At 68.2% G+C, this 25,821-nt stretch carries 20 protein-coding genes; 10 read left to right on the plus strand and 10 right to left on the minus strand.

Annotated features, from left to right (window positions below; genetic code table 11):
- Positions 1 to 2: 2 nt before the first annotated feature.
- Positions 3 to 698, minus strand: a complete 696-nt coding sequence (locus tag ASE43_RS08240) for a glutathione S-transferase N-terminal domain-containing protein (protein ID WP_056177823.1) — start codon at positions 696 to 698, stop codon at positions 3 to 5.
- Positions 699 to 888: 190 nt separating this feature from the next.
- Between ASE43_RS08240 and ASE43_RS08245 the strand changes: the two genes are divergently transcribed.
- Positions 889 to 1,527: a TIGR00645 family protein gene (locus ASE43_RS08245; RefSeq protein WP_056177824.1), complete on the plus strand. Its 639-nt coding sequence runs from the start codon at positions 889 to 891 to the stop codon at positions 1,525 to 1,527.
- 77 nt (positions 1,528 to 1,604) lie between these two features.
- On the opposite strand, the gene ASE43_RS08250 is transcribed toward ASE43_RS08245, so the two are convergent.
- On the minus strand, positions 1,605 to 1,835 hold the full coding sequence (locus ASE43_RS08250) for a hypothetical protein (RefSeq protein ID WP_056177826.1): 231 nt from the start codon (positions 1,833 to 1,835) through the stop codon (positions 1,605 to 1,607).
- A gap of 164 nt (positions 1,836 to 1,999) precedes the next feature.
- A complete protein-coding gene (locus ASE43_RS08255; protein ID WP_057160126.1) occupies positions 2,000 to 2,974 on the minus strand; it encodes a hypothetical protein in 975 nt (324 codons plus the stop codon).
- A 54-nt stretch (positions 2,975 to 3,028) separates the two neighbouring features.
- Here ASE43_RS08255 and uvrD point away from each other — a divergent pair, with 54 nt between their 5' ends.
- Positions 3,029 to 5,206 (plus strand): DNA helicase II, encoded by a 2,178-nt coding sequence (uvrD, locus tag ASE43_RS08260; RefSeq protein ID WP_056177831.1) that lies wholly within the window; start codon positions 3,029 to 3,031, stop codon positions 5,204 to 5,206.
- A 63-nt stretch (positions 5,207 to 5,269) separates the two neighbouring features.
- Here uvrD and ASE43_RS08265 read toward each other — a convergent pair whose 3' ends face one another.
- From ASE43_RS08265 to ASE43_RS08275, 3 genes are all read right to left on the minus strand, one after another.
- The gene (locus ASE43_RS08265; protein ID WP_057160127.1) at positions 5,270 to 6,997 is read right to left on the minus strand and encodes a hypothetical protein; all 1,728 of its coding nucleotides are present in this window, start codon (positions 6,995 to 6,997) and stop codon (positions 5,270 to 5,272) included.
- 343 nt (positions 6,998 to 7,340) lie between these two features.
- Positions 7,341 to 7,778 (minus strand): GNAT family N-acetyltransferase, encoded by a 438-nt coding sequence (locus ASE43_RS08270; protein WP_056177835.1) that lies wholly within the window; start codon positions 7,776 to 7,778, stop codon positions 7,341 to 7,343.
- A gap of 13 nt (positions 7,779 to 7,791) precedes the next feature.
- Positions 7,792 to 8,091, minus strand: coding sequence for a DUF2782 domain-containing protein (locus ASE43_RS08275; protein ID WP_056177837.1), 300 nt, complete (start codon positions 8,089 to 8,091; stop codon positions 7,792 to 7,794).
- 228 nt (positions 8,092 to 8,319) lie between these two features.
- On the opposite strand from ASE43_RS08275, the gene polA reads away from it, so the two are divergent.
- Complete coding sequence (polA, locus tag ASE43_RS08280) at positions 8,320 to 11,088, plus strand: DNA polymerase I (protein WP_056177839.1); 2,769 nt, start codon at positions 8,320 to 8,322, stop codon at positions 11,086 to 11,088.
- 413 nt (positions 11,089 to 11,501) lie between these two features.
- The gene (locus tag ASE43_RS08285) at positions 11,502 to 11,996 is read left to right on the plus strand and encodes a YetF domain-containing protein (RefSeq protein ID WP_056177841.1); all 495 of its coding nucleotides are present in this window, start codon (positions 11,502 to 11,504) and stop codon (positions 11,994 to 11,996) included.
- A 13-nt stretch (positions 11,997 to 12,009) separates the two neighbouring features.
- Here ASE43_RS08285 and hemF read toward each other — a convergent pair whose 3' ends face one another.
- From hemF to ASE43_RS08305, 4 genes are all read right to left on the minus strand, one after another.
- On the minus strand, positions 12,010 to 12,906 hold the full coding sequence (gene hemF, locus ASE43_RS08290) for an oxygen-dependent coproporphyrinogen oxidase (RefSeq protein ID WP_056177843.1): 897 nt from the start codon (positions 12,904 to 12,906) through the stop codon (positions 12,010 to 12,012).
- A 69-nt stretch (positions 12,907 to 12,975) separates the two neighbouring features.
- Complete coding sequence (locus ASE43_RS08295) at positions 12,976 to 13,656, minus strand: hypothetical protein (protein ID WP_057160128.1); 681 nt, start codon at positions 13,654 to 13,656, stop codon at positions 12,976 to 12,978.
- A complete protein-coding gene (locus ASE43_RS08300) occupies positions 13,653 to 14,777 on the minus strand; it encodes a hypothetical protein (protein ID WP_057160129.1) in 1,125 nt (374 codons plus the stop codon). The genes ASE43_RS08295 and ASE43_RS08300 overlap by 4 nt, the downstream gene beginning before the upstream one ends.
- Positions 14,778 to 14,877: 100 nt before the next feature.
- A complete protein-coding gene (locus ASE43_RS08305; RefSeq protein ID WP_057160130.1) occupies positions 14,878 to 17,268 on the minus strand; it encodes a S9 family peptidase in 2,391 nt (796 codons plus the stop codon).
- 174 nt (positions 17,269 to 17,442) lie between these two features.
- Between ASE43_RS08305 and ASE43_RS08310 the strand changes: the two genes are divergently transcribed.
- The 6 genes from ASE43_RS08310 to ASE43_RS21805 all read left to right on the plus strand — a co-directional run bounded on the left by ASE43_RS08310 (position 17,443) and on the right by ASE43_RS21805 (position 25,812).
- Positions 17,443 to 18,855 (plus strand): cytochrome ubiquinol oxidase subunit I, encoded by a 1,413-nt coding sequence (locus tag ASE43_RS08310; RefSeq protein ID WP_057160131.1) that lies wholly within the window; start codon positions 17,443 to 17,445, stop codon positions 18,853 to 18,855.
- A 70-nt stretch (positions 18,856 to 18,925) separates the two neighbouring features.
- On the plus strand, positions 18,926 to 19,933 hold the full coding sequence (gene cydB, locus ASE43_RS08315) for a cytochrome d ubiquinol oxidase subunit II (RefSeq protein ID WP_056177853.1): 1,008 nt from the start codon (positions 18,926 to 18,928) through the stop codon (positions 19,931 to 19,933).
- An 852-nt stretch (positions 19,934 to 20,785) separates the two neighbouring features.
- A complete protein-coding gene (locus tag ASE43_RS08320; protein ID WP_056177855.1) occupies positions 20,786 to 21,040 on the plus strand; it encodes a YcgL domain-containing protein in 255 nt (84 codons plus the stop codon).
- Positions 21,033 to 24,350: an ankyrin repeat domain-containing protein gene (locus ASE43_RS08325; RefSeq protein WP_057160132.1), complete on the plus strand. Its 3,318-nt coding sequence runs from the start codon at positions 21,033 to 21,035 to the stop codon at positions 24,348 to 24,350. Before ASE43_RS08320 ends, ASE43_RS08325 begins: the two co-directional genes overlap by 8 nt.
- A 147-nt stretch (positions 24,351 to 24,497) precedes the next feature.
- Positions 24,498 to 25,265, plus strand: coding sequence for a hypothetical protein (locus ASE43_RS08330; protein ID WP_157489501.1), 768 nt, complete (start codon positions 24,498 to 24,500; stop codon positions 25,263 to 25,265).
- A 52-nt stretch (positions 25,266 to 25,317) separates the two neighbouring features.
- A complete protein-coding gene (locus ASE43_RS21805; RefSeq protein ID WP_157499770.1) occupies positions 25,318 to 25,812 on the plus strand; it encodes a hypothetical protein in 495 nt (164 codons plus the stop codon).
- Positions 25,813 to 25,821: the final 9 nt, after the last annotated feature.

Here is a 25,821-nt window from a genome sequence, read left to right on the forward strand (position 1 = left end):
GTTCATGCGGTGCGGGCCGGGGTTCCGAACAGGTGTTTGCGCGCCTCGTCGGTCATCTCGCGAGACGGGCGGTAGGTTTGCTCCAACGCATACGCGCGCTGGAACGCGGGGCGGGCGGCGAGGGCGTCGTGCCAGCGCTGGACCTGGGGATAGTCGGCCAGGTCGATGTAGTGCCAGGCGTGCGCATGCGCCCAGGGGTGGCAGGCGAAATCGGCGATGCTGAGGGCGTCGCCGGCGATGTACTCGCGCCCGGCCAGGCGGCGGTCGAGCACGCCGTACAGGCGCTGGGTTTCGCGCTCGTAGCGTTCGATCGCGTAGGGAATCTTGTCCGGCGCGTAGCGGTTGAAGTGATGGTTCTGACCCAGCATGGGGCCGTAGCCGCCGACCTGCCAGAACAGCCACTCGTCGACCTCGACCCGGCCGCGCGGTTCGGCGGGCAGGTATGTGCCGATCTTGGCGGCCAGGTAATGCAGGATCGCGCCGGACTCGAACACGCTGATCGGCGCGCCGCCGTCCGCGGGCGCGTGGTCGACGATCGCGGGCATGCGGTTGTTGGGCGAAATCGCCAGGAATTCGGGCTTGAACTGGTCGCCGGCGCCGATGTCGACCGGGCGGATGCGGTAGTCCAGCCCGGCTTCTTCCAACAACAGGGTGATCTTGTGGCCGTTGGGCGTGGGCCAGTAATACAGGTCGATCATGGGCGGGCCGAGCGGGGACGAAGGGCGAGTGTAAGCGCAGCGCCGGGCGGCGGTCCCGGCCGGCGGGGAACGCCGCGTTCCGGCCGCGTGGGCCCTGAAGCGGCGCGCTTCGTTCAGGCGCCGACTTGGCGCGGTCATGGGCGCGCCGTTACCCTGGACGACCTTTGACACCAGCCCGCCAGGCCCTCGCATGACCGTCGAGCGTACCGAACGCCTCAATCCGCTGCCCGCGCTGATCTTCAGCTCGCGCTGGCTGCAGCTGCCGTTGTACCTGGGCCTGATCGTCGCCCAAGGCGTCTACGTGTTCTTGTTCATCAAGGAACTGTGGCACCTGATCCACGGCGCCAACACCCTGAACGAGCAGGGGATCATGCTGATCGTGCTGGGCCTGATCGACGTGGTGATGATCTCCAACCTGCTGGTGATGGTGATCGTCGGCGGCTACGAAACCTTCGTTTCGCGCCTGCGTCTGGAAGGGCACCCGGACCAGCCGGAGTGGCTGAGCCACGTCAACGCCTCGGTGCTCAAGGTCAAGCTGGCGATGGCGATCATCGGCATCTCCTCGATCCACCTGCTCAAGACCTTCATCGCCGCAGGCGACCTGGGCCTGCCGATGTGCAACACGCTGGAGGCGATCAACGCCAGTCGTGCGGCCGCCGACGCGGTTGCCGCCGGCATGAAGGACGTGGTGGCCAAGTGCACCACCTCGACCTCGACCGGCGTGATGTGGCAGACCATCATCCACATGGTCTTCATCGTCTCGGCGATCGGCATCGCGATGACCGACAAGCTGATGGCGCACGCGCCCAAGGCCAAGCCGGCGCACTGAGCCTGTCGGGCGCTTTTAGAGGCGCGCGACGGGATGGAAGACGCAGAGGCGCTCGCCTCTGCGTCCGGCGCCCGGGATCAGAGCGGTATGCAGTTGTTGCCGTTCCAGTCGCAGACGTACTGCAGCATGAAATTCCACTGGCTGCCGTCGCATTCCCAGACGATGTAGCCGGAACCGAACTGGGTGGCGGTTTGCGCACCCGCGTTGGAGGCGTTGCAGGTGTCGGTCGGCGGCGGCCACGCGTTCGCGCTGGAGCTCATTCCCAGGCCGATCAGCGCGATCGTCGCGCCTAACAAGATCTTGTGCATCTGTAAGACTCCTTGTCCGATGCCGCTATGCGAGTGGTGGGTACCGGCAGCCAGCGGCGTCTCTGCCGATTCCATGGCCTAACGCGTCACCGTCGCAATCTATCATCGGTATCCAGGCCTCGGCGGGGCCGGACGCACCCATGCGCCGAACCGGGTCGATGCGTTCAAGGCGCCGCGTTGCGCGCGCGTGGGCCCATGATCGCAGTGCGCAATTTTTGCGCATCGGCGCGCGGCGAATAGCCCAGTCCGCTGCCGCCATCGGGCTCCAGGCCCAACGCGGCGTAGGCCGCGCTCAGATCCGGAAACTCGCGCGAACGCGCATAGCGCCGGTACAGCCGCGCGAACACGCCGTCGCCGCCCAGGCGATCCAACTCGGCCGCGAAGTCCTGTGGCGATACCGCATCCATGTCGTCCGCGGTCGCGTCCAGACAACAGCGGGCGTAGCGCGACAGCACCGTGTCCAGGTCCAGTCCGCGCTCGCGGCGCAGGGCCAGGTCCGCTTCCAGCCAATACGCCGCGCCGGCCCAATACACGCGCATGGTCCCGCCGCGCCCCAATTCGGCCAGGGCGGGGCCAGGGCCGAGCCGACGGCCGCGGCCGAAACCGGCGTCCAGCGCGCGCCAGGCCTGGTCCTGGCTGAGCAGGCCCGCACGCGCGCGCAACACGTTCTGGTAATAGCTGGCCAGGCCTTCGGCCATCCAGCGGCCCTCGCGGCCCAGATAAGGATGAAACAGGTGCGACAGCTCGTGCACCGCGGTCCAGTCGGCGCGCAGCTGGGCCAGGCTGGCGTCGCGGCGCACGAACAGCAGCACCGCCACGCCATCGCCGCGCCGGGTCTGGCCCCAAGGCACGGGACTGGAATCGCGGCTGTCGATCTCGCGCACCCGCACCTGCGCCGTGCGCAGCGGGTAGCGCCCGAACGCGGTCAGGGCCGCGTCCGCGCATTCGGCGACCCAGGCTTGCAGCAAGGCCGCGCGTTCCGGGTCGGCCACGCCCTCCACGCGTACCTGCAGCGCATTGCCGCCGCCGCTGCGCAGGGTGCGCGCGACGCCCGCGTCGTCGTCGGCGCGCGCGGGCGGGCCGGCCAGGGCCAGCGCGCAGACGGTCAGCAGCAGACAGGGCATGAGGCGCATGCGCATTGGATATCCAGGCCCGAGCAAGGTTCCCGCGGGTGCGGCCGCTACAATACGACGATGGACGTATCGCACCTGCTCGACGCACTCAATCCCGCTCAACGCGAAGCCGTATCGGCCGCCCCCGGCCACTATCTGGTCCTGGCCGGCGCCGGCTCGGGCAAAACCCGCGTCCTCACCCACCGCATCGCCTGGCTCAACGAAGTCTTCGGCGTGCCCACCCACGGCATCCTCGCGGTCACCTTCACCAACAAGGCCGCCGGCGAGATGCGCAACCGCGTCGAGCTGCAGCTGCGCAACGGCGCGCGCGGCATGTGGATCGGCACCTTCCACGGCCTGGCCCATCGCCTGCTGCGCCTGCACTGGCAGGACGCCAAGCTGCCGGAAGGCTTCCAGGTCCTGGACAGCGACGACCAGCTGCGCCTGGTCAAGCGCGTGGTGCAGTCGCTGGAACTGGACGAGGCGCGTTTCCCGCCGCGCCAGATCGCCTGGTGGATCAACGCCCAGAAGGACGAAGGCCGCCGCCCCGAGCACATCCAGCCGGCCGCCGATCCCTGGGCCGACGCGATGCGGCGCGCCTACGAGGCCTACCAGGAACGCTGCGAGCGCGCCGGTCTGGTCGACTTCGCCGAGCTGCTGCTGCGCGCGCATGAACTGCTGCGCGACAACCCGGCCCTGCTGGCGCACTACCGCCACCGCTTCCGCGAGATCCTGGTCGACGAGTTCCAGGACACCAACGCCATCCAGTACGCCTTCGTGCGCGTGCTGGCCGGCGACAGCGGCCGCGTGTTCGTGGTCGGCGACGACGACCAGGCCATCTACGGCTGGCGCGGCGCCAAGGTCGAGAACGTGCAGCGCTTCCTGCGCGATTTCCCCGGCGCCCAGACCATCCGCCTGGAGCAGAACTACCGCTCCAGCGCCAACATCCTGGAAGCCGCCAACGCGGTGATCGCGCACAACCCGGACCGCCTGGGCAAGAAGCTGTGGACCGACACCGGCCAGGGCGAGCCGATCGATCTGTACGCGGCCTACAACGAAATGGACGAGGCCCGCTTCGTGGTCGAGCGCCTGCGCCAGTGGGTGCGCGACGGCGGCAGCCACGGCGACGTCGCCATCCTCTATCGCAGCAACGCGCAGTCGCGCGCCTACGAAGAAGCCTTGCTGTCCGAACAGGTGCCTTACCGCGTCTACGGCGGCCAGCGCTTCTTCGAGCGCGCCGAGATCAAGGACACCCTGGCTTATCTGCGGCTGGTCGCCAACCGCGCCGACGACGCCGCCTTCGAGCGCGCGGTCAACACGCCCACGCGCGGCATCGGCGAACGCACCCTGGACGAAGTGCGCAAGCGCGCGCGCGCCGACGGCGCGCCGCTGTGGGTGGCCGCGCGCTGGATGGCCGGCGAGAGCCTGCTGGCCGCGCGCGCGCGCAACGCGCTGGCCGGTTTCGTCAAGCTGATCGACGAGCTCGAAGCCGAGCTGGTGTCGATGCCGCTGCCGGAGAAGATCGATCACGTCCTGCAGCGCTCGGGCCTGCGCGAGCACTACGCCAACGAATCGCGCGGCCAGCTTGATTCGCGCACCGACAACCTGGACGAACTGGTCTCGGTGGCCTCGCGCTTCACCCGCAGCGACGAAGACGACGCCGCGGCCATGCCGGAGCTGATCGCCTTCCTCAGCTACGCCGCGCTCGAGGCCGGCGAAGGCCAGGCCCAGGCCGGCGACGACGGCGTGCAGCTGATGACCCTGCACAGCGCCAAGGGCTTGGAATTCCCGCTGGTGTTCCTGGGCGGCCTGGAAGAGGGCCTGTTTCCCAGCAACCGTTCCACCGAGGAGTCCGGACGCCTGGAAGAGGAGCGCCGCCTGGCCTACGTGGGCATCACCCGCGCGCGTCAGAAGCTGGTGCTCAGCTACGCCGAGACCCGGCGCATCCACGGCATGGACATGTACGGGGTGCCCTCGCGCTTCCTGCGCGAGATCCCGCCGTCGCTGCTGCACGAGGTCCGGCCCAAGGTGCAGGTCTCGCGGCCGGTGTTCGGCAACCAGCCGCGCCGCGACTACGGCCACGCCGCGATCGAAGCGCCGCCGGTCAAGCTGGGCGCGCAGGTGCGCCACGCCAGTTTCGGCGTCGGCACCGTGACCGACTACGAGGGCAGCGGCGCGCACGCGCGCGTGCAGATCAACTTCGACGACGCCGGCAGCAAATGGCTGGTGCTGGCCTACGCCAACCTGCAACCCGCTTGAGCTAGATGCGATGCGCCGGGCCCTAGCCCGGCGCATCGACGATGAAACTAGCGCTTCAAACCCTCACTGCTCCGGCCTGGCGTCGTCCGGAACGCCGTTGCGGTCCTCGTCCTTGGACACGCCGGTGCGGATGTCGATCAGATCGTCCTGGCCGTTGCGGTTGAGGTCCGGCACCACGCCGCCCACCTGGTAGTAGATGGTGTTCTGCTGCGGCCCCTGCACGAACTTGCGCAGACGCGGATCCCAATAGGTCGCATTGGGCTGGATCACGTTCGCGACCAGGTAGGTGTAGGTGTTCGGGAACAGGCTCAGCGCGTTGCCCTTGTGGCAATACTTGATCTCGCCGCTGGCATGGTCGCCGGGTCCCTGCCTGGACGCGCCCTTGGCGCCTTGCGGGCAGTCCTCGGGCTTGTAGACGATGTCCACGGTGCGCGGATCGGTGAGCTTGCCCAGCGGGATCTGCAGGCGGTCGGCCACGATCTGCTTGCGGATGATGCTGCTGGAGTGGAACTCCACCGGTTGCCCGCGCACGTCGACCGGGCGGCCGTCGCGCATCATCGCCGAGATATCCAGCATGCGCGGCGAACGGAAGATCTGCACCTCCGACAACTCCAGCGCGCCCGCGGCGGGGTTGGTGTTGAAGAAGTTCAGATTGAACGCGCCGCTGGCGACGTCGATGTCGCCGGCGTCGTAGCCGGCCAGGCGCGGCGCCAGCGGCAACAGGGTGGCGCCGTTGAACAACTGCACGTCGAACACGATCACGCTGGCGCTGCCGGCGAAGCTGGCGCCGGTATGGAACGGCGCGGCCGGCATCACCACGCCCGCGGTCGGCCCGCTCCAGGGCTTGGCGGTGACGAAGTCCAGGTTGTGCACGTAGTAGACGTTGCCCTGGAAGTTCTGGGTGCCGCCGGTGTAGGTCACCGTCGGGTTCTGCCAGGGGCTTTCCGAGCCGTTGTACCACCAGTTGATGCTCAAGCTGTTGCTGGTGCTGAGCAGCTTGATGCGCATCTTGTTGGCGTTGGTGTTGTTGGGATTGACGAAGTCCCAGTTGTGCAGGGTCTTGGTGTTGAGACCGACGTTGTGGCCCAGGATCTCGTACTCGGTGTCGCTGAAGTGGCGATTGCGCGCGGCCCGCATCTCGCCGGTCAGGCCGGTCGAGCCGGTCGCCATGATGTGCCAGTTCTGCGCGTCCTCGGTCGGTCGTGGCGCGGAGTGACCGTGCGCGGCGCCGTAGTTGTGCGCGGCTTCGTGCGAGGTGGTGGTGCCGATCGCGGTGGACCAGCGCTCCAGGGTGGAGCCGATGCCGTTGAGCGGCTGGCCGGCGGCGCCGTAGGTGTCCTTGAAGGATTTGGCCCACACGCGCGCGTAGTCCTGCGGGTCGGCGTCGTTGGTGTCCACGGCCTGGGCCTGGCCGAACAGGCTGCCGGCGGTGTCGGAGCCGACCGCCACGATCTGCCAGCGCGGTTCCGTCGGGCTGGGCAGCGCGGTGACCGGATTGATCTTGACGTTGAACTCGCAGTAATCGTCGACGATGAAATCGGTGATGCGATTGCGCAGCGTCGTGGTGCTGCCCACCACCGGGTCCAGGTCGGCGACGTTGAACGGCGCCGCCGAGGTGGACGGGCCGATCGACGGGAACGGCGTGGTGACGGTGGGATACAGCACGTACAGCTGATTGGTCTTCGGCTGGGCGAGGACGTTGGCGGGACAGGTGGGGGCCGCATTGGCGGCCGGTGCGATCAGCGCAAGGGCGATCAGCGCAGACAGGCTGCGCGGCTTCAGACTAAGCATCGATGAACCTCCATGTTGAGCATCGGAACCGGCCTTCAAGGCCGGACCGGCGCGAGCGATTCCACGCCGGCGCCTAGATTTAACGCGGGCGCGTGCGCCGAAATCACTGTTTCGGCAAAGTCGTTTGTGCGCGCTGTCGCAGATCGGCGCCAATGCGGCGACGAACGGCAGCCGCGCGTGCGCATGCGCGCGCTAACGCGTTGCGCGCCGCCGCCGAGCGCGGCGATCGCGCCCAGCCAACTTGCAATCGGCTTGAGCTAGGCGCGCGCCGTGGAGCCACGCAGGCCCGGAAACGCCACGCCATGGGATGCGATGAACGCCGCGAACCGCATCGCCGCGCCGGCTACTCGCCCAGCGCGATCCCGAAATGAAAGGCTTCGATGCGCAGGCCTTCGCGCAGATAGAACGCATGCGCGTCGCGGCGCTGAGTGCCCGAATCCAACTGCAGGCGCGCGCAGCCCAGGCGCAGCGCCTCGGCCTTGAGCCAGTCCAGCATGGCCTTGCCGTAACCGCGGCTGCGCACGGTCTGGTCGGTGACCAGGTCGTCGACGTAGACGTGCAGGCCGACCGCCAGCATCTCCATCACCCGCCAGCACGCGAACGCGCGCGGCGCGCCGCCGTCGTCGAACAGCACCGTGACGCGGCAGCCCTGGGCGATCTGGCGTTGGATCTGGGCGAGGAAGCGCGCTTCGTCGAACTCCGGGCGCAGCTGCGACACCAGCGGCCAGATCGCGCGCAGTTCGTCTTCGCCGCTGAGGATGCGGATGTCATGTCCGGACATGGGGCCGCCGTGCTTACCAGCTGAACAGCTTGTACTGCACCGGCGAGATCGGACCCTCGCCCTTGCTGCTGTCCAGGGTGCCGTCGCCGTCGCTGTCGACCAGGTAATAGACCGGTCCGCGCAGCGGCGTGATCTTGACTACGCGCAGCTGGCCGGCGACGCGGTATTCCTCGACGTTGTCGCCGTCGGGGGTGGCGCGGCGGGTGACCTCGGGGTTGCTGAGGTCGGCGGTGGGGTCGCCGCCGCCCATCGTGGCGCAGCCGGCCAGGGGAGCGAGCAGCAGCAGGGCGAGCGATGCGGTGAGGGTGCGCATGGCGGTTCTCCGGAATCCAGGCCCTCAGGATACCCCCGCCCGCCGTGAAGCGGCCGCATCGAAGCAGCGGAACAAGAGCCCGCTTAAGTTACGCGGGCGGCCTTCCGGAGGAGGCCGGGGTTGTGGGATGCAATCCGAATCGCCACGAAGCGAGGATTTCCGCGCTGCTTTCCGACCCCAGCCTCCGCATTCGCGGCAGGCGCGACCGGCCGGCGTAGAATCCGGGGCATGAAACGACTCGTCCTGATCGATGGCTCCAGCTATCTCTACCGTGCCTTCCATGCGTTGCCGCCGCTGAGCAACGACGCGGGCGAACCCACCGGCGCGCTGTTCGGCGTGGTCAACATGTTGCGCGCGACCTTGAACGAACGCCCGGACTACGTGGCCTTCGTGGTCGACGCGCCCGGCAAGACCTTCCGCGACGATCTGGACCCGCAGTACAAGGCCAATCGCCCGCCGATGCCAGAGGATCTGCGCGCGCAGGTGCTGCCGATGTGCGAGATCGTCGAGGCGCTGGGCATTCCGATCCTGCGCATCGACGGCGTCGAGGCCGACGACGTGATCGGCACCCTGGCGCTGCGCGCCGCCGGCGACGGCATCGACGTCACCATCTCCACCGGCGATAAGGACTTCGCTCAGCTGGTGCGCCCGGGCGTGGCCCTGGTCAACACCATGACCGGCAGCCGCATGGACTCCGACGACAGCGTGATCGCCAAGTTCGGCGTGCGTCCGAACCAGGTCATCGACCTGCTGTCGCTGATGGGCGACAGCGTCGACAACATCCCCGGGGTCGAGAAGTGCGGCCCCAAGACCGCGGCCAAGTGGCTGGCCGAGTACGACAGCCTGGACGGCGTGATCGCGCATGCCGATCAGATCAAGGGCAAGATCGGCGAGAACCTGCGCGCGGCGCTGGCGCGGCTGCCGCTGAACCGCCAGCTGGCCACGATCAAGACCGACGTGGGCCTGGAGCGCGGCCCGACCGAGCTGGCGCTGCGCGAGCGCCACGCCGAGGACCTGCGCCGGCTGTACGCGCGCTATGGCTTCAAACAGGCGCTGCGCGAGCTCGAGGGCGCCACCGGCAACGCCGACAACGAACTTGCCGCCGACCGCGCCGGCCTGCGCGCCACCGCGGCCGGCCACGCGCGCTCGTCCGCGCCCGCCGAAGCGCCCGATGCCGCGCTGGCGGCCAAGGGCGAGTACGAGACGGTGGTCGAGCCGGCGCAACTGCAAGCCCTGGTCGCGGCCCTGCAGAACTCGCAGGAGTTCGCTTTCGACTGCGAGACCGATTCGCTGGATCCGATGCGCGCGCGCCTGGTCGGCCTGAGTTTCGCGGTCGAACCCGGCCGCGCCTGGTACATCCCGCTGGGCCACGACTATCCGGGCGTGCCGGCGCAGCTGGCCATGGACGCGGTGTTGGGCGCGCTGCGCCCGGTGTTCGCCGATCCGGCCCGGCGCAAGCTGGGCCAGCACGGCAAGTACGACCTGCACGTGCTGCGCCGCCACGGCGTCGAGGTGGCCGGTTACGCCGACGACACCATGCTGGAGAGCTTCGTCTACAACGCCACCGGCAGCCGCCACGACATGGATTCGCTGGCCAAGCGTTACCTGGGCTACGACACCATCAAGTACTCGGACGTGACCGGCAAGGGCGCCAAGGCGATCTCGTTCTCGCAGGTCGCCCTGGACGACGCCACCCGCTACGCCGCCGAGGACGCCGACGTGACCCTGCGCCTTCACCGCGTGCTGGGCCCCAAGCTCGCGGCCGAGCCGGCGCTGGAGCGCGTCTACCGCGAGATCGAGATCCCGCTGGTGCCGGTGCTGGAGCGCATCGAGGCCAACGGCGTGATGATCGACGCAGACGAGCTGCGCCGGCAGTCGCAGGACTTGGGCAAGCGCATGCTCGCGGCCCAGCAGAAGGCCACCGAGCTGGCCGGGCGCACCTTCAACCTGGATTCGCCCAAGCAGCTGCAGGCGCTGCTGTTCGACGAGCTCAAGCTGCCGGCGCTGATCAAGACGCCCACCGGCCAGCCCAGCACCAACGAGGAAGCGCTGGAGGCGATCGCCGACCAGCACGAGCTGCCGCGCATCATCCTGGAGTACCGCGGCCTGGCCAAGCTGCGCAGCACCTACACCGACAAGCTGTCGGAGATCGTCAATCCCGACACCGGCCGCGTCCATACCAGCTACCACCAGGCCGGCGCCGCGACCGGGCGCCTGGCCTCCAGCGATCCCAACCTGCAGAACATTCCGATCCGCACCGAGGACGGCCGCCGCATCCGCCGCGCCTTCGTCGCGCCGGCGGGCTGCAAGCTGGTGGCCTGCGACTATTCGCAGATCGAGCTGCGGATCATGGCCCACCTGTCCGAGGACGAGGGCCTGCTGCGCGCGTTCGCGTCCGGCGCCGACATCCACCGCGCCACCGCCGCGGAAGTGTTCGGCAAGGCCATGGACGAGGTCAGCGGCAACGAGCGCCGCGCCGCCAAGGCGATCAACTTCGGCCTGATGTACGGCATGAGCGCGTTCGGCCTGGCGCGCCAGCTCGGCATCGGCCGCGGCGAGGCCCAGGATTACATCGCGCTCTACTTCAGCCGCTACCCCGGCGTGCGCGACTTCATGGAGCGCACCCGCCAGGACGCGCGCGAGCGGGGCTACGTCGAGACCGTATTCGGCCGTCGCCTGTACCTGGAGAACATCAAGGCCTCCAACCAGGGCCTGCGCGCGGGCGCCGAGCGCGCCGCGATCAACGCGCCCATGCAGGGCACCGCCGCCGACATCATCAAGCGCGCCATGATCGCCATCGACGCCTGGCTGGCCGGGCAGGGCGGCCAGGCCCGGATGATCCTGCAGGTGCACGACGAACTGGTGTTCGAGGTCCAGGCCGGGTTCGTGGACACCCTGCTCGCCCAGGCCGGGGCGATGATGTCCGGGGCGGCCGAACTAAAGGTGCCGCTCGTCGTCGACAGCGGGGTCGGTGATAATTGGGACGAAGCGCATTAATAATCGGGAAAGCCCGTCGTTGCTGGGTTTGGCAGAATGAATCGGTCCTGAATCCAACAAATTATTAACTTCGATCTTCACGAACTATCCATGTGCCAGGTGGTCATATAGGTCGCGACAGATGCAACGTCTGTCGCTGATCTCTCCCTCCCCTGGAGTGATCCCGGAGCGAAGGCCCCTCCCCAGGTCCCGCTCCACCAGCCCCGCCGGCCCCCCCTGCCTGCGGGGCTTTTTATTTGTGCCGTCAGAACCGCGGCGCCCCGCATGCGAGCCGATGGCCGGCGCCGACCGCGTCGCGCCTTGCCCGCGGTCGTGCATGTCGCCGGCCCCGGTCCGCGCGCGGGCCATACGCGTTGCGCACGCGGACCGGCCACAATCCCCGCCAACGCCATCGCCCAGCAGGAGCCTCCTCCATGTCCGACGCCTTCGATCTGTCGATGCCGTGGTGGCAATACGTACTGCGCGCCTGCGTCGTCTACTTCGTGCTGCTGGCGATGATCCGTCTGTCGGGCAAGCGCACGATGGGGCAGTTCACCTCGTTCGACATGCTGCTGATCGTGCTGCTGGGCAACGCGGTGCAGAACGCGCTGCTGGGCACCGACACCACCGTCGGCGGCGGCCTGATCCTGGCCGCGACGCTGATGCTGTTGAACTGGGGCGTCGGCTACCTGACCTCGCGCAGCGATCGCTTCGAACGCGCGTTGGAAGGCGTGCCGGTGGTGCTGGCGCGCGACGGCCACGTCTACCGCGAGGTATTGCGGCGCGAACTGGTCAGCCGCGCCGATTTCCATAAGGCCATGCGCGAGAACGACTGCGCCGAGGTCGACGAGATCGGCCTGGCGATGCTGGAGACCAATGGCCACATCACGATTTTGAGTCGCGAGAAGGGGCACGCGCCGCCGCGGTGAAGAGCGAGAAGCTTCAAAGCCAGTCGCGCGGCACCAGGTACTGCGCCAGGCGCGCCTCGGCGCTGTCCGGCTCCGGCGCGTAGCCGTACTCCCAGCGCACCAGCGGCGGCAGGCTCATCAGGATCGACTCGGTGCGCCCGCCCGACTGCAGGCCGAACAGGGTGCCGCGGTCCAGGACCAGATTGAATTCGACGTAGCGGCCGCGCCGATAGAGCTGGAACTGGCGCTCGCGGTCGCCGTAGGGCGTGTCGCGGCGGCGCTCGACCAGGGGCAGGTAGGCGTCGAGGAAACCGTCGCCGACCGCGCGCTGATAGGCGAAGTCGCGCTCGAAGTCCTCGTGCAGGTCGTCGAAGAACAGGCCGCCGACGCCGCGCGTTTCGTTGCGGTGCTTGAGGAAGAAGTATTCGTCGCACCAGCGCTTGTGCGCGGGATAGCGCTGCTCACCGTAGGGCGCGCACAGCGCCTGCGCGGTGCGGTGCCAGTGCTGCACGTCTTCGTCGAAGGGATAGAACGGGGTCAGGTCGAAGCCGCCGCCGAACCACCAGGCCACGGTTTCGCCGTCGCGCACCGCGCGGAAGTGGCGCACGTTGGCGTGGGTGGTGGGCAGGTAGGGGTTGTGCGGGTGGAACACCAGCGACACCCCGACCGCGCGCCAGGACGCGCCGGCCAGTTCCGGGCGCGCCGCGGTCGCCGACGGCGGCAGTTGGGTGCCGGCGACGTCGGAGAAGCCGATCCCTGCCTGTTCGAACACCTTGCCGCCGCGCAGGATGCGGGTGCGTCCGCCGCCGCCCTCGGCGCGTTGCCAGACGTCCTCGACGAAGCGCGCGCCGCCGTCGGCCTGTTCGATGGCGGCGCAGATGCGGTCCTGCAGGCCGGTGAGATAGTCGCGTACGCGGTCGAAATCGCTCATGGCGCGCATTCTACCGGGCCGCGTGCGCGCGCTCGACACCGCCCGGCGAAGCGCCCGGCGCGGTACGGCTCAGGGCTGGGCGGTGGGCGCGACCGAGATGACGAAGTCGGAACCGCCGTTGGCCGCGGGCTGGTGCTTGACCGTCAGCGCGATCTGGGTGCCGCAGCCCTTGAGCAGCCAGCGCTCGGTGGCGCCGGTGCCGGCCTTGGCGGTTTCCAGCACGCTGCCTTCGATGCTGTCGAACTCCGGGCAGCCGTTGGCCGCGCTGCCGGCCACGATGGCCTGCTTGTAGATGTCGAAGCGCAGCTCCTGCGAGGTGCGGGTGTCGCCGCTGAACGGAATCGGCAGGCCGCTGATGAAGGTCGACAGCGCCGCCGAACAGGCCTCGGCGGGATTGGCCTCGATGCCCGGCTTCAGGCTTTTGTCGAACTGCTTGCGGAAGTTGCTGCGCTGCGCGGCGGCGCTGCCGCCCAGGTCCGGGTAGCGAGTGAGCGCGGCGACCTGTCCGGTGGCGATGGAGACTTCGCGCGGCGTGCGCCATTGCAAGTAAGCCGTCTGCAGCTGATCGATGCCGGCATAGCCCTTGGCGCGACACTCGGCGACGATGGCCTCGCGCATCAGCGAGGTGGTGAAGTTGCGCAGCGCGATCTGCTCCTGGTAGCCGGGCTTGGCGGCGCGACCGTCCTGGGCGATGGCCAAGGCGGGAAGCAACAGAGCGCTGAGCGCGCAGCGGAACAGACGGTTCTTCATGGCGATTCTTTCCGGATCGCGGGCGATGCTAGCACCGCGCTATCCGCATTGGTCTGCGCGGCGGCTGCGTTTTCGACCTGCATCAGGCTGCGCGCGCTGGCGACCAAGACCAGCCATGGGACCAGCAGGCCCAGGACGCTCCACCAATATTGCATTATCGCGTCGCCGAACCAGGCCCAGGCCGTAAAGGCGCTGGGCCGGGCGACCAGATGCGTGTCGAGCATATGTGCGATCGAGGGAAGAAAGAAGGTCGCGTCCAAAGCGACGGCGAGCAGCGGCGGCGCGAGGACGAACACGAGCAGGCCCGCGACCAGCCACTGCACCGCGAACCCGCGCCGCAGACGGACCCAGCGCAGCGCGTCGCGCAGGTTCGCCGGCATCCGCGCCCAGCGCGTATGCCGCAACCACAGCAGTACCCCGACCGTCAGCACGACCGATTGCAGCAACCAGCCGACCAGCGCTGCCGGCCAGTCCAAGGCCGGCAATGCCGATACCAAGGCCGCCTCGGCGTGCATGGCCATGGCCGCCAGAAAGCCGCAGGCTATGGCCGCGCCGATCACCGGCCACCCGGGCCAACCGGGTCGCCAGGCCAGCGGCGGCGCTGCGCGCGCGATGATGTCGCGGCGCAGACAAAACAGCGGGAAGGACAACATGTAAGCAATGGGCAGCAGCAAGATGGCCAAGAGGTCATCGGTGTGCAGGAGCATCGACAACAGCATCGCCACCCCGAGCACGGCCGCCAGCCCCAGGATCCACAGCACCAGCATCGGCAAGGTACGCAGGCACCAGCGCAGCGAGGCGCGCGCAGCTTCATCGCGATCGAGCCAGTGCAGCACCAGCAGCCAAACCAAGGCCAGGGCCGCGACTGCGACGAAGGCGCTCAGCGCCAGCGTCAGCCAGGGCGGCCATGCGGACAGCGAAAGCAACCGCGCCACGGCCCGGCCGGGCATGTCCATCAGCGCGAGCGCTTGCCGGCGTACCGGTTCGTCCAGCAGCGCATAGCCCAATCGCGGCAGCGACAGGCACAGCGCGGCCCACGCGCCCGCAAGCGCGGCCCAGGCCGCGCTACGGCCGGCGCGCCAGGAGGATGAGCGGGATGGGATGGCGTCGGTATCGATCATGGTGGCGACGATATCGATTTCGCGCCTGCCGTACGAGAGCCGGTACTCGGCACCGGCCGGCCGGAGCGCACAGTGTTGGCCGTGCGCTCCGTATGCCGTCTTACTTGAGATTGCGTTCGAACAACTCGTAAATACGCCGGTACTCGTCGTACCAGCTGTCCGGATGGGTGAAGCCGTGGCGCTCCATCGGGTAGGGCGCCAGTTCCCACTTGTCCTTGCGCAGCTCGATCAGGCGCTGCGACAGCATCACCGAGTCCTTGAAGAACACGTTGTCGTCGATCATGCCGTGCGCGATCAGCAGGTGATCCTGCAAGCCTTGCGCGTACTCGATCGGCGAGGACTTCTTGTAGGCCTCCGGATCCAGCTCGGGCGTGTTGAGAATGTTGGAGGTGTACTCGTGGTTGTACTGCGACCAGTCGGTGACCGGGCGCAGCGCGGCGCCGGCCTTGAACTTGCCGGGTTCGCGGAACAGCGCCATGAAGGTCATGAAGCCGCCGTAGGAGCCGCCGTAGATACCGGCGCGATCGCCGTCGCCCTGCTTGTTCGCGATCAGCCAGTCGCGGCCGTCCAGGTAGTCCTCGAGCTCCGGATGGCCCATCTGGCGGTAGATCGCGGTGCGCCAGTCGCGGCCCAGGCCGGCGCTGGCGCGGTAGTCCAGGTCCAGCACCACATAGCCCTGCTGCACCAGCAGGTTATGGAACATCTGTTCGCGGAAGTAGTTCGGGTAACGCTCGGTGACGTTCTGCAGATAGCCGGCGCCGTGCACGAACATCACGATCGGGTACTTCCTGCCCGGCTCGTAGTTCTTCGGCCCGTAGAACTTGCCCCAGATCGTGCCGGCGCCGTGCTTGGACGGCACCTGCACGTACTCGGGCTGGATCCACTCACGGTTCTTGAATTCGGGCTTGCGGGTGTCGGTGAGCCGGGTCAGTCCCTCGCCGTCGCTGCCGATCACCGCCAGCTGCGCGGGCATGTAGCTGGACGAGTAGCGCAGCAGCAGGCGCTTGCCGTCGGGCGAGAGGGTGAAATCCTCGATGCCGTTCAGGGCGGTGACTTCGCGCACCGCGCCGCCGCTGCGGTCGACCGCACAGACTTCGTAGTCGCCGGGCCACTTGCGGTTGCAGACGAAGTAGAAGCTGCGGCCGTCGGCGCTTACTTGCGGCGAGGACACTTCCCAGCGCCCGGAGGTGAGCGCGCGTCCGGCGCCGTTGCCTTCGCCTACATAAAGATGGGCGTAGCCGCTCTGTTCGGAGACCCACCACAACGCGGCCGCGCCGTTGCCGGTAGCCGGCAGCCAACCGAAGTCGCTGGTGTTCCAGCCGACCCAGGCCGGGTCGTTGCCGCGGTTGCGCACCACCAGCGCGGCCTGGGCCAGATCCACCGTGGTCAGCCAGCGGTCCTTGTTGTCGATCGCGCGCACCAGCACCGCGACCTGGCGGCCGTCGTCGCTCCAGCGGATCGCCGGGCCGCTGCCGTCGCCGTCGGTCTCGATGCGCACCGCGCGGTCGCCCTTGAGCGGGTCCTTCTTCGCGGCCTTGCGCATCGCCGCGAGCGGGTCCTCACCGATGCCGGGCAGGCCGTCGAACTTGAGTTCGGTGGACTTGCCGGCGGCCACGTCGATCAGCCACAGCTTCTGCGGCAGCGGCGCGTTGCGGCCGACGCGGGTGCGCACTTCCTCGAATTCCTCGTAACCCGATTCGGTCACGTACTTGGGCATCTTGCCGCCCTGGCCGGCGTCGGCGCCCTTGGCCTGAGTGACCGCGAGCATCCAGCGGCCATCGGGCGACAGCGCGCTGTCGGAGATCTCGACATCGCTGCCCAGATAGACAGGCGCCGGCGCGCGGCTATTATCGGCGCGCCGCCAGGCTTCGTCCTGTTCGCGCGCGGCTTCGCGCTTGTCGCGATCGTCCTTGAGCGTGCGGATGGTCGCCAGCTGACGCTCGCGCAAGTCGTCGGCCTTGGGCGGCTTGGCCGGGTCGTTCTCGGCCTTGAGCTGCGCCGCCTGGCTCACGCCCTGGCCCGCGCGCCACGCATACCAATTGTTGTCGACGCGGAACACGAGCTGGCCGTCGTGGCTCCACTGCGGGCGCGATTCCTTGTCGTTGCTGCGCGTGACCTGGGTCAGCGCGCCGCTGCGCAGATCGCGCACGAACACATCGCCGTTGCGTACATAGGCCATGCGCGCGCGCTGCGCGTCGTAGACCGGCTGCGCGGCGTCGAGATCGGCACGCGCGGCGCCGTCGATCTTGGCAGCCACCGCGTTCGCGCCGGTGCCTTGCTGCCAGGTGTCCCGTACCGTCGCGCCCTCGCGTTTGAGCTGGTACTGCACGCGCTGCCCATCCCAGGCCCACCAGGCCTGTTCGACCGGCGGCCCGATCCAGTCGGGATCGGCCATGGTCTGGGCGAGCGTGATCGGCGTTTGGGCATGGACGCTGGGGGCCAGCAACAGCACGGCCAGCGACAGGGTCAGAGCGTTCGGAACTAGGCGCATCGGCGGACCTGGTTGGAAGTCTAGGGTGGGCAAATTGACGCAGGTTAGCAGCCTCAATGGTTTGCGTGATTGGGCCATGCGTCACGGTGCTTTACCGGCCCGATGACGCGGCGCACAATGGCCCTGCGAATCTGAAGCCCCGTTGCAATTGCGGGACATGACAGGAGTCGTGCCGTGGATGCTTTGATGCTGTCGCGTATCCAGTTCGGGTTCGTGATTTCGTTCCACATCCTGTTCCCGGCCTTCACGATCGGATTGGCGAGCTGGCTCGCGTTCCTGGAATGGCGCTGGCTGCGCACGCGCGACACCGTCTGGCGCGACCTGTTCTTCTTCTGGACCAAGATCTTCGCCGTGTCCTTCGGCATGGGCGTGGTGTCCGGCATCGTCATGAGCTTCCAGTTCGGCACCAATTGGGCCGTGCTGAGCGAACAAGCCGGCAATATCCTCGGCCCGCTGCTGTCCTACGAAGTGCTCACCGCCTTTTTCCTGGAAGCGACCTTCCTGGGCGTGATGCTGTTCGGCTGGAATCGGGTCGAGGAGAAGATGCATTTCCTTGCGACCTGCATGGTCGCGCTGGGCACCTTGATCTCCACGTTCTGGATCATCTCGGCCAACAGCTGGATGCAGACGCCGGCCGGTTACAAGATCGTCGAGGGCGTGTTCGAACCCGCCAGCTGGTGGGCGATCGTTTTCAATCCGTCCTTCCCCTACCGCCTCGCGCACATGGTGCTGGCGGCGTTCATCACCACCTGCTTCCTGATCGGCGGCGTCAGCGCGGGTTATCTGCGCCGCGGCGTGCACGTCGATGCCGCCAAGCGCATGTTGAAGGCGGCGGTGGTGTTCGCCGCGATCACGGTGCCGACCCAGGTCTACGTGGGCGATCTGCACGGCCTCAACGCGCGCGAGCATCAGCCGATCAAGGTCGCGGCGATGGAAGCGCATTGGGAGGCCAAGCCCCAGGGCGAGGGCGTGCCGCTGGTGCTGTTCGCGGTGCCCAACGAGCGTGCCGAGCGCAACGACTACGAAATCGCGATCCCTAAACTCGGCAGCCTGATCCTCACCCACACCCTGGACGGCGAGATCCAGCCGTTGAAGTCGGTGCCGCCGGAGGAACGTCCGCCGGTGAAGCCGGTGTTCTACGCCTTCCGCATCATGGTCGGCCTGGGCGTGGCCATGCTGCTGCTGGTGCTGGCCTCGCTGTGGGCGTGGAAGCGCAAGCAGCTCTACGAAGGGCGCGGTTTCGGGCGCTGGGTCTTGAACGGCTGGCGCGCGATGACCCTGAGCGGCTTCGTGGCGATCCTGGCCGGCTGGTACGTGGTCGAGATCGGGCGCCAGCCGTACGTGATCTACGGCTTGTTGCGCACGGCCGATGCGGTCAGCGCGATCAATGCGGGCAGCGTGTTGACCTCGTTGATCGTATTCGCGGTGGTCTACCTGACCGTGTTCGGCGCAGGCATCGGTTATCTGGTCAAGTTGATTCGCAAGGGGCCGCATCCACACGAGCCCGCGCCGCGCCAAGGCCAGGGCGAGAAGACCCCGGCGCGGCCGTTGTCGGTGCCGGACGAGCCGTCCGAAAGCAAAGCGTGATCGCCAGCGCGCAGCATGCGCGCTTCATGAAGTCCCGCCGCGGCGGGAGCGACGCAGAAGGTGGTGGACGATGGAATACTGGCTGCCAATCGTATGGTTCGGCGTGATCGGTTTCGGCGTGCTGATGTACGTGCTGCTGGACGGCTTCGTGCTCGGCCTGGGCATCCTGGCGCCGTTCGCCGAGGACGAGGGCCAGCTCGATCACATGATGAACACCGCCGCGCCGATCTGGGACGGCAACGAGACCTGGCTGGTGCTGGGCGGCGCGGGTTTGCTGGCGGCGTTTCCGAAGGCCTACGCGGTGGTGCTGTCGGCGTTGTATCTGCCGGTGTTGCTGATGCTGATCGCGCTGGTGTTCCGCGGCGTGGCGTTCGAGTTTCGTTTCAAGGCGCAGCGCGCCAAGCCGGCCTGGGGCGCGGCGTTCGCGCTGGGGTCGCTGCTGTGCGCATTCGCGCAAGGCGTGATCCTGGGCGCGCTGGTGGAGGGCATGCCGCTGCAGGGCGGCAAGTACATCGGCGGTGCGTTCGAGTGGTTCAGTCCGTTTTCGATGCTGACCGGCGCGGCGGTGGTGTTCGGTTATGCGTTGCTGGGTTCGACCTGGCTGATCCTCAAGACCGAGGGGCGCATGCAGGAGGTCGCGCGCACGCTCACGCGGCCGTTGGTGCTGGTGGTGGTGGTGTTCATGGGGCTGGTCAGCGCGTGGTTGCCGTTCCTGGACTCGCGGATCATGGCGCGCTGGTTCGAGGGCGCGAATTTCCTGTGGTTGTCGCCGGTGCCGCTGCTGGTGTTGGCCAATGCGTTCGCGCTGTGGCGCGCGGCGATGCGCGAGGGGCGCGATGTGGCGCCGTTCGTGTTGACGCTGTGTTTCTTCGTGCTCGGTTTCGCGGGATTGGTGCTGGGTATTTGGCCGAACATCGTGCCGCCGGGTTTGACGATCTGGGAGGCGGCGTCGCCGCCTTCGTCACAGGGCTTCGTCTTGGTGGGGCTGGTGGTGTTGTTGCCGGCGATCCTGGGCTATACGTATTGGTCGTATAGCGTGTTCAAGGGTAAGATCGCGGCGGATGCGGGGTATCACTGAGTCCTTGGCTTGTTTATGGCCTGCTGCATCCGACTGGTGCGCGGGGTGGGCGCTGACTCATCATCGGCTTTCGCCTGTTGCGCATGCGAGTTGCTTTCTCTCGCTTCTGGCTCCGTCCTTCGAAGAGGGTGAAGCCCCGCGGCTTACGAACCGCAGGTTCGTGCACGGCTGAACACTAGCAAGCTCATGCTCCTAGCTCCCTCCTTTGAAAAAGGAGGGTTGGGGAGGATTTGCTTTTGCTGTTGCTTCGTCCGCTTCGGCTCGAAGGTCAACGGCTTCCGCCTGCTGCGCATGCGGGTCACTTTCTCTTGCTAGCCCAAGAGAAAGTAACCAAAGAGAAGGGCTAGCGTGACCAACCCTCCCCTGCGAGCCCCTGCGAGTTCGGGGCTTTCGCCGGGATTTTTCGAATGGACATCCCTGTCCATTCGAAAAACGGCGCGCGTCCTGCGCGCCGCCCTTCGGGTCTACGGTTGGTCGTGTGAGTGCGCTGCTTTTGGACTTCAATGCCGCAGCAACAGCAACAGCAACAGCAACAGCAACAGCAACAGCAACAGCAACGGCAACGGCGGCAGCAGGCGTCACCACAGCCGCGGCGACGGGCGGGCTGGAGGGGGCGCTAGAGAGCTGAGGGGCCGGCGGCGCGGTTGGCTTGAAAGGGGAGGGGCCGGGTCGCCCAAGCGCCCGGCTAGGCCATCACCCGGCCGTGAGCCCCGTCACGCCAGCCCGCCCGCTAGCAGCCGCTCCCGCGCCTGACGCTGAACGTCAGAGTTCGCGTGACGCGGATGGGCAGGTATGCTGTGCGTCACATAAACCCGCACCGAAAATCCGACCGGGAGCCGAGCCGTCCAGCGCATGCAAGCCTACGTCTACAAGAGCCTTCGCAAGGACGAAACCTACGTCTTCCTGGCCGCGCGCGACGACTTCGAGCGCGTGCCGGAACCGCTGCGCGCCCAGTTGGGGGCGCTGCAGTTCGTGCTTGAGGTGGCGTTGACGCCCGAGCGCCAGCTGGCCCGGGGCGACAGCGCGGTGGTGCGCGAGAACCTGGCCAGTCGTGGGTTCCATATCCAGTTCCCGCCGCGACACGACGAAGTGCGGTCCGATGCCTGAGCGCCGCAGTCCCTGGTCCGACCCCAAGCACGCCCGGCTGCGGCTGGCCGCGACCGCGGCGGCGGGGCTGGTATTGGCGCTGCTGACCGGCTTTGGCGGCGTCGTCGCCGCGCTGGCCGGCACCCTCGCGCAGCCGGCCTACGCGCTGGCGGCGCGGTTCTGGCGCGACGACGCCGAGCAGCCGCGCCCGGTCTGGCTGCGCGATGGCGGCACCCTGGTGCTGTTGTGGGGCGCGGGCGTGGCCGCCCTGGCCCTGGTCGTGGCCTGGCCGCTGTCCTCGCTGCTGCAGACCGGCTCGCTGATGGCGGCGCTGGGTCTGAGCATGGTCGGCGGCATCGCTCTGCTGGGCCTGTGGCGGGTCTGGCCGCTGTGGCATGAACTCGAACGCGACGGCGGTGGCCTGCGCGAGTACTGGCAGGCGCTGAGCGAACTCGAACTCGGGGCCTGGCGCGGGCTGGGCGTGGCCGCGATCGTCTCGGCGCTGGCCGCGGCGGTGGTGGCGCTGGCCTGGCCGGACCTGCTATCGCAGGGCGGGCGCTGGGGTCTGGCGATCGCGCTGGCGTTGGGCTCGCCGCTGCTGCACTGGCTGCTGCAGGGGATCGAACCGGCCGACCCGCTGCCGGGGCTGGATTTCGTCGCCGACGACGAGCCGCTGGATCTCGCCCAGGCCCCGCTGCTCAGCGGCGAGCCGCTGGAGCCGGCGCTGTACGCGGCCGCGCGCGGCGGCCGGGTCGAACGCGCGTTGGAACTGATCGAGCTGGGCGCCGACGTCAACGCCGCGCCGCCCACCGACGAACGCGACCAGCGCAGCCTGGCGGTGCTGGCCGCGGTGCTGCCGGACTTGCGCCTGTTGCGCGCGCTGATCGCCCACGGAGTCGACCTCAACGCCGCCACCGCCGGCATGACGCCGTTGCTGGCCGCCACCCGCGACAGCTGGCACGGCCGCCCCGACGCGGTCATGACCCTGCTGGCCAATGGCGCCGACCCGCGTCTGGCCGACGGCGACGGCAACACCCCGCTGCATCACGCCGCGCGCAGCTCCGACCCCGGCGTGGCCGCGCTGTTGCGCGACGCCCAGGCCGAGCTCGATCCGCTCAACCGCGACGGCCAATCGCCGCTGGGCGTAGCCTGCGCGAGCGGCAATTGGCGCCTGGCCAAATTCCTGCTCGAACGCGGCGCGCGTCCCGAGCCCGCCGGCGGTCAGCCCGTGCTGTTGGCCGCGGCCGGCACCGAGGAAGACGACCCGGCCGGCGTTAGTCTGCTGCTCAAGCAGAAGGCCAAGATCGACGCGCGCGACGCGCACGGCCGTAGCGCCCTGCATGAAGCCGCCTACGCCGGCCATCTGGATATCGTGACCGTGCTGTTGGCCGCGGGCGCCGATCCGAACGCGATCGACGCGCGCAGCCGTACACCACTGCTGGAAGCCGCGCGTGGCGCGCGCCTGGGCGTGCTCGACCGCCTGCTCGAACACCTGCCGCGCGGCGGCGCCGCCGAGGCGGCGATGACCGACGCCGAGGGCCGCAACGCGCTGGCCCTGGCCTGCATGGCCGACAACGCCACGCCGCAACTGGTGCAGCGCCTGCTCGACCTGGGCGTGGACCCGGAACAGCGCGACGCGATCGGGAAGCGCGCGGTGGATCGCGCCGCCGAGGCCGGCCGCTGGTCGCTGGTGGCCGCGCTGGATCGCGCCTATCCCTTGCCGGCCGCGGTCAGCGACGACGACGGCGGCGACGCGCCGTTGCCCGACCGCATGCCCGCCAGCCTGCTGCGCGACGGCCTGCGCGAAGGCCGCGCCGCCGAGCTGGGCGGCCTGGCCAAGCTGCTCACGCCGGCCGAGTTGGGCGCGCAGCTGCACGACGAAGACAACGCACTTTCGCCCGAGCGCATCGCCTGGCTGCTGTCGCAAGGCGCCGACGCCGAAACCCGCGACGCCCACGGCGACACCCCGATGTTCGCCCTGCTGGGCCGCGGCCCAACCGCGGTGCCGGCCTTGCAGGCGCTGCTGCGGCGCGGCGTTTCGCCGGCCGGCGCCGGCGGTCTGGCGCGCTTTCTCGCCGCCTGCGCCAGCGCCGAACAGGCCGCGCGCGGGCTGGAGCAGTTCGCGCTGGACCTGATCGAACGCGGCGCCGATCCGTTCGCGCATTCGCGCAACGGCGACCCGACCCTCGCGCTGTCGGTGCGTCTGGGCTGGACCCGTCTGGTCGATCGCCTGGTCGCGATCGGCGTGGCCCTGGATACCCGCGACAGCCACGGCATGAGCGCGCTGCACCTGGCCGCCGCGCTCGGTCGCGAGACCATGCTCAAGCGCCTGGTCGCGCAGGGCGCTTCGCCCGATCTGCTGGCCGCCGACGGCCAGACCCCGCTGGGCGTGGCGCTGTCGTCCGGCCGCCGCGACCTCGCCGACTGGCTGGATTGGCGCGGCTGGCCGCTGCCCAAGCGCCCGCTGCAGGCCTACGACGTGCCGGCCGCCGCGATCGTCGGCGATGCCGATGCGGTGCGTCGCCTGCTCGACCTCGGCCTGGCAGTGGACGCGCTCGATCGCCAGGGCTGTAGCGCGCTGCTGCGCGCGGCCGGCGGCGGCCATCGCGCCGTCGTCGACCTGCTACTGGCGCGCGGCGCCGATCCGCAGCTGCCCGCGCATTCCGGCGCGACCCCGCTCTCGGCCGCGGTCAGCATGCGCCACGGCGACATCGTCGATCGCCTGGTCTCGGCCGGTGCTTCGCTGGAACAGCGCCTGCCGGGCGGCCTGACCGTGTTGATGGTGGCTTGCGCGCTGGGCCTGACCGATCTGGCCGCGCGCCTGCTCGCCGCCGGCGCCGACGTCCACGCGCAAGACGCACAAGGGCGCATGGCCCTGCATTGCGCGGCGATGTACGGCTTCACCGCGCGCGAGCGCAGCCGCCTGGTGGCGCTGTTCGACACCTTGCTGCTGGCCGGCGTCGACGCCGACGAATCCGCCGCCGGCGCCACCCCGCTGCTGCTACTGCTGGGCGCGCGCGCCGAGCCGGGCACCGCCGCCGACGAGGAAGTGCTGGTCGCCGGCCTCGATCTGCTGCTGGATCACGACGCCGCGCTCGACGCCCAGGACCCGCGCGGCTTCGGCCCGCTGCATCTGGCCGCGTTGCACGGTCTGCTGCGCGTGGTCCAGCGCCTGCTGCGCGCGGGCGCCGATCCGGACCTGCGCGATGCCCTCAACCGCACCCCGCGCGAGATCGCGGTGATGCGCGGCTTCGTCGACATCGCGGCCGAATTCGCCCCGCCCGCACCGGGCAACGGCGTGTCGATGGCGCGTTTCCTGCGCGAGCGTTGAGCGCCTCCCACTGCAAGAAAGTGGATTGAAGGTGTAAGGACTGTGAGCTTCTAAAAGCGAGCGTTGACGCGCTCGCTTTTTTGCTTGTACAAACGCAAGCAATGGCGGAGCAAAGCGCGCCATTGCAACCACATGGAGTGAGTGGCGGTGGGAAAGAAGGCGATCTTGGTTATTGCCATGTTTGCGCTGGCGGCGGGTGGCTTCCTGGCGCTGCGACAAGTCGGTGGCGTCCGGCCGAATGCGGGGCTTAGCCCTTGGGAAAATCCAGCCTCCGTTTTCCGGGAGCCAGCGAACAATAGTTCCGCAGGCAGCGATCAGGTGGCGCGCTGGGCGAAGCAGCACTACGTCTTCGACAAACGGCAATCGAGCGAAAGCATCAAGGTTGGCGATGTGTTCTTGGGCGTGGAAACGCAGGAACAGGCGGATTGGTTGAACCGCAATATGTTTCCAACGCAAGAGCAACGACTGGCGATGAGCGCTCGCGACGGAAACATCGTTATGCCGAAAGATCTCGTCCCCAAGTCCGTGCAAGACCTGTTGGATGCGGAACATGTCGCGCATCTAAATGCAGCGAGTCGGGCCGATGCCAAGGCCGTATTGAATCACGGTGCCATGATGGGCTCGGTATATGCCCTGCACGCGCTAGCAAGCGTCTCAGAGAATCAGGGCGAGCACACGTTGGCAGCTGCCTATCGTCGTGCGGCCTATCTAAGGGGCGACTGGATGCCTGGATTTTCAGCGATTCCCAGCCAGAACAGCCCGATGCAGATCACGGCAACGGATGCATTGGGATATCAGATCGTAGTGAATGCGAATGCTTGGAGAGCCGCGCGCGGGCTGCCGCCGTTGAAGCCGGATGTTCGTCCGGGTTTGAACGAGACTATAAAGCGCCTTTCCGAGATGAAGTGGCAGTAAGCAGTACCCGCACCCCGTAAATGGGAGACTTCCATCCAGTCAAGGAGAGGTTATGAAAGCGCGTGGGGGAATGTTGTTGTTCTTTGTTTCGTTAGCAGCTATTGCCGGTGCCTGTGTATATGCCCGGGCTCAGGTGCCCGCCACGATTAGTGTTTCAGCCTGGCAAAGTTTGAGCGGGGAGCGTACTTGGCGTGCCGTTGCGGAGGAGGTGGAGAAGTTTGGGGACTTATTCAAGGATGTAGAGGGGCCCGTTTCGGTCTACATCAAATACCCCCATTTGCCGCAGGCAATTTTGACCGAAATGGGGCCTAAGACTTGCGGCGAGACATTGAAAGATCGGGCTAATCGCACAGCGGACGCTGCTGCCCTGGCAAGCACAGGGGGAGGTGGCGGCGGTATTGATGGCGGTGGCGAGTTCGGCGGCGTTGGAGACGACCCTTGGGGGAATTGCTTTTCCCAGCCTGGCGGCGGCGGCTGCGTATCGGTAGGCGGCGGCGAGTACCACTGCGAAGCGCGAACTACCGAGCTGGTTTGTCCCGGCGCCTAAGCTGAAGGA

Origin of the sequence: Lysobacter sp. Root983 (genome assembly GCF_001429345.1) — a bacterium.
In the GTDB taxonomy this organism is placed as follows: Bacteria; Pseudomonadota; Gammaproteobacteria; order Xanthomonadales; family Xanthomonadaceae; genus Lysobacter.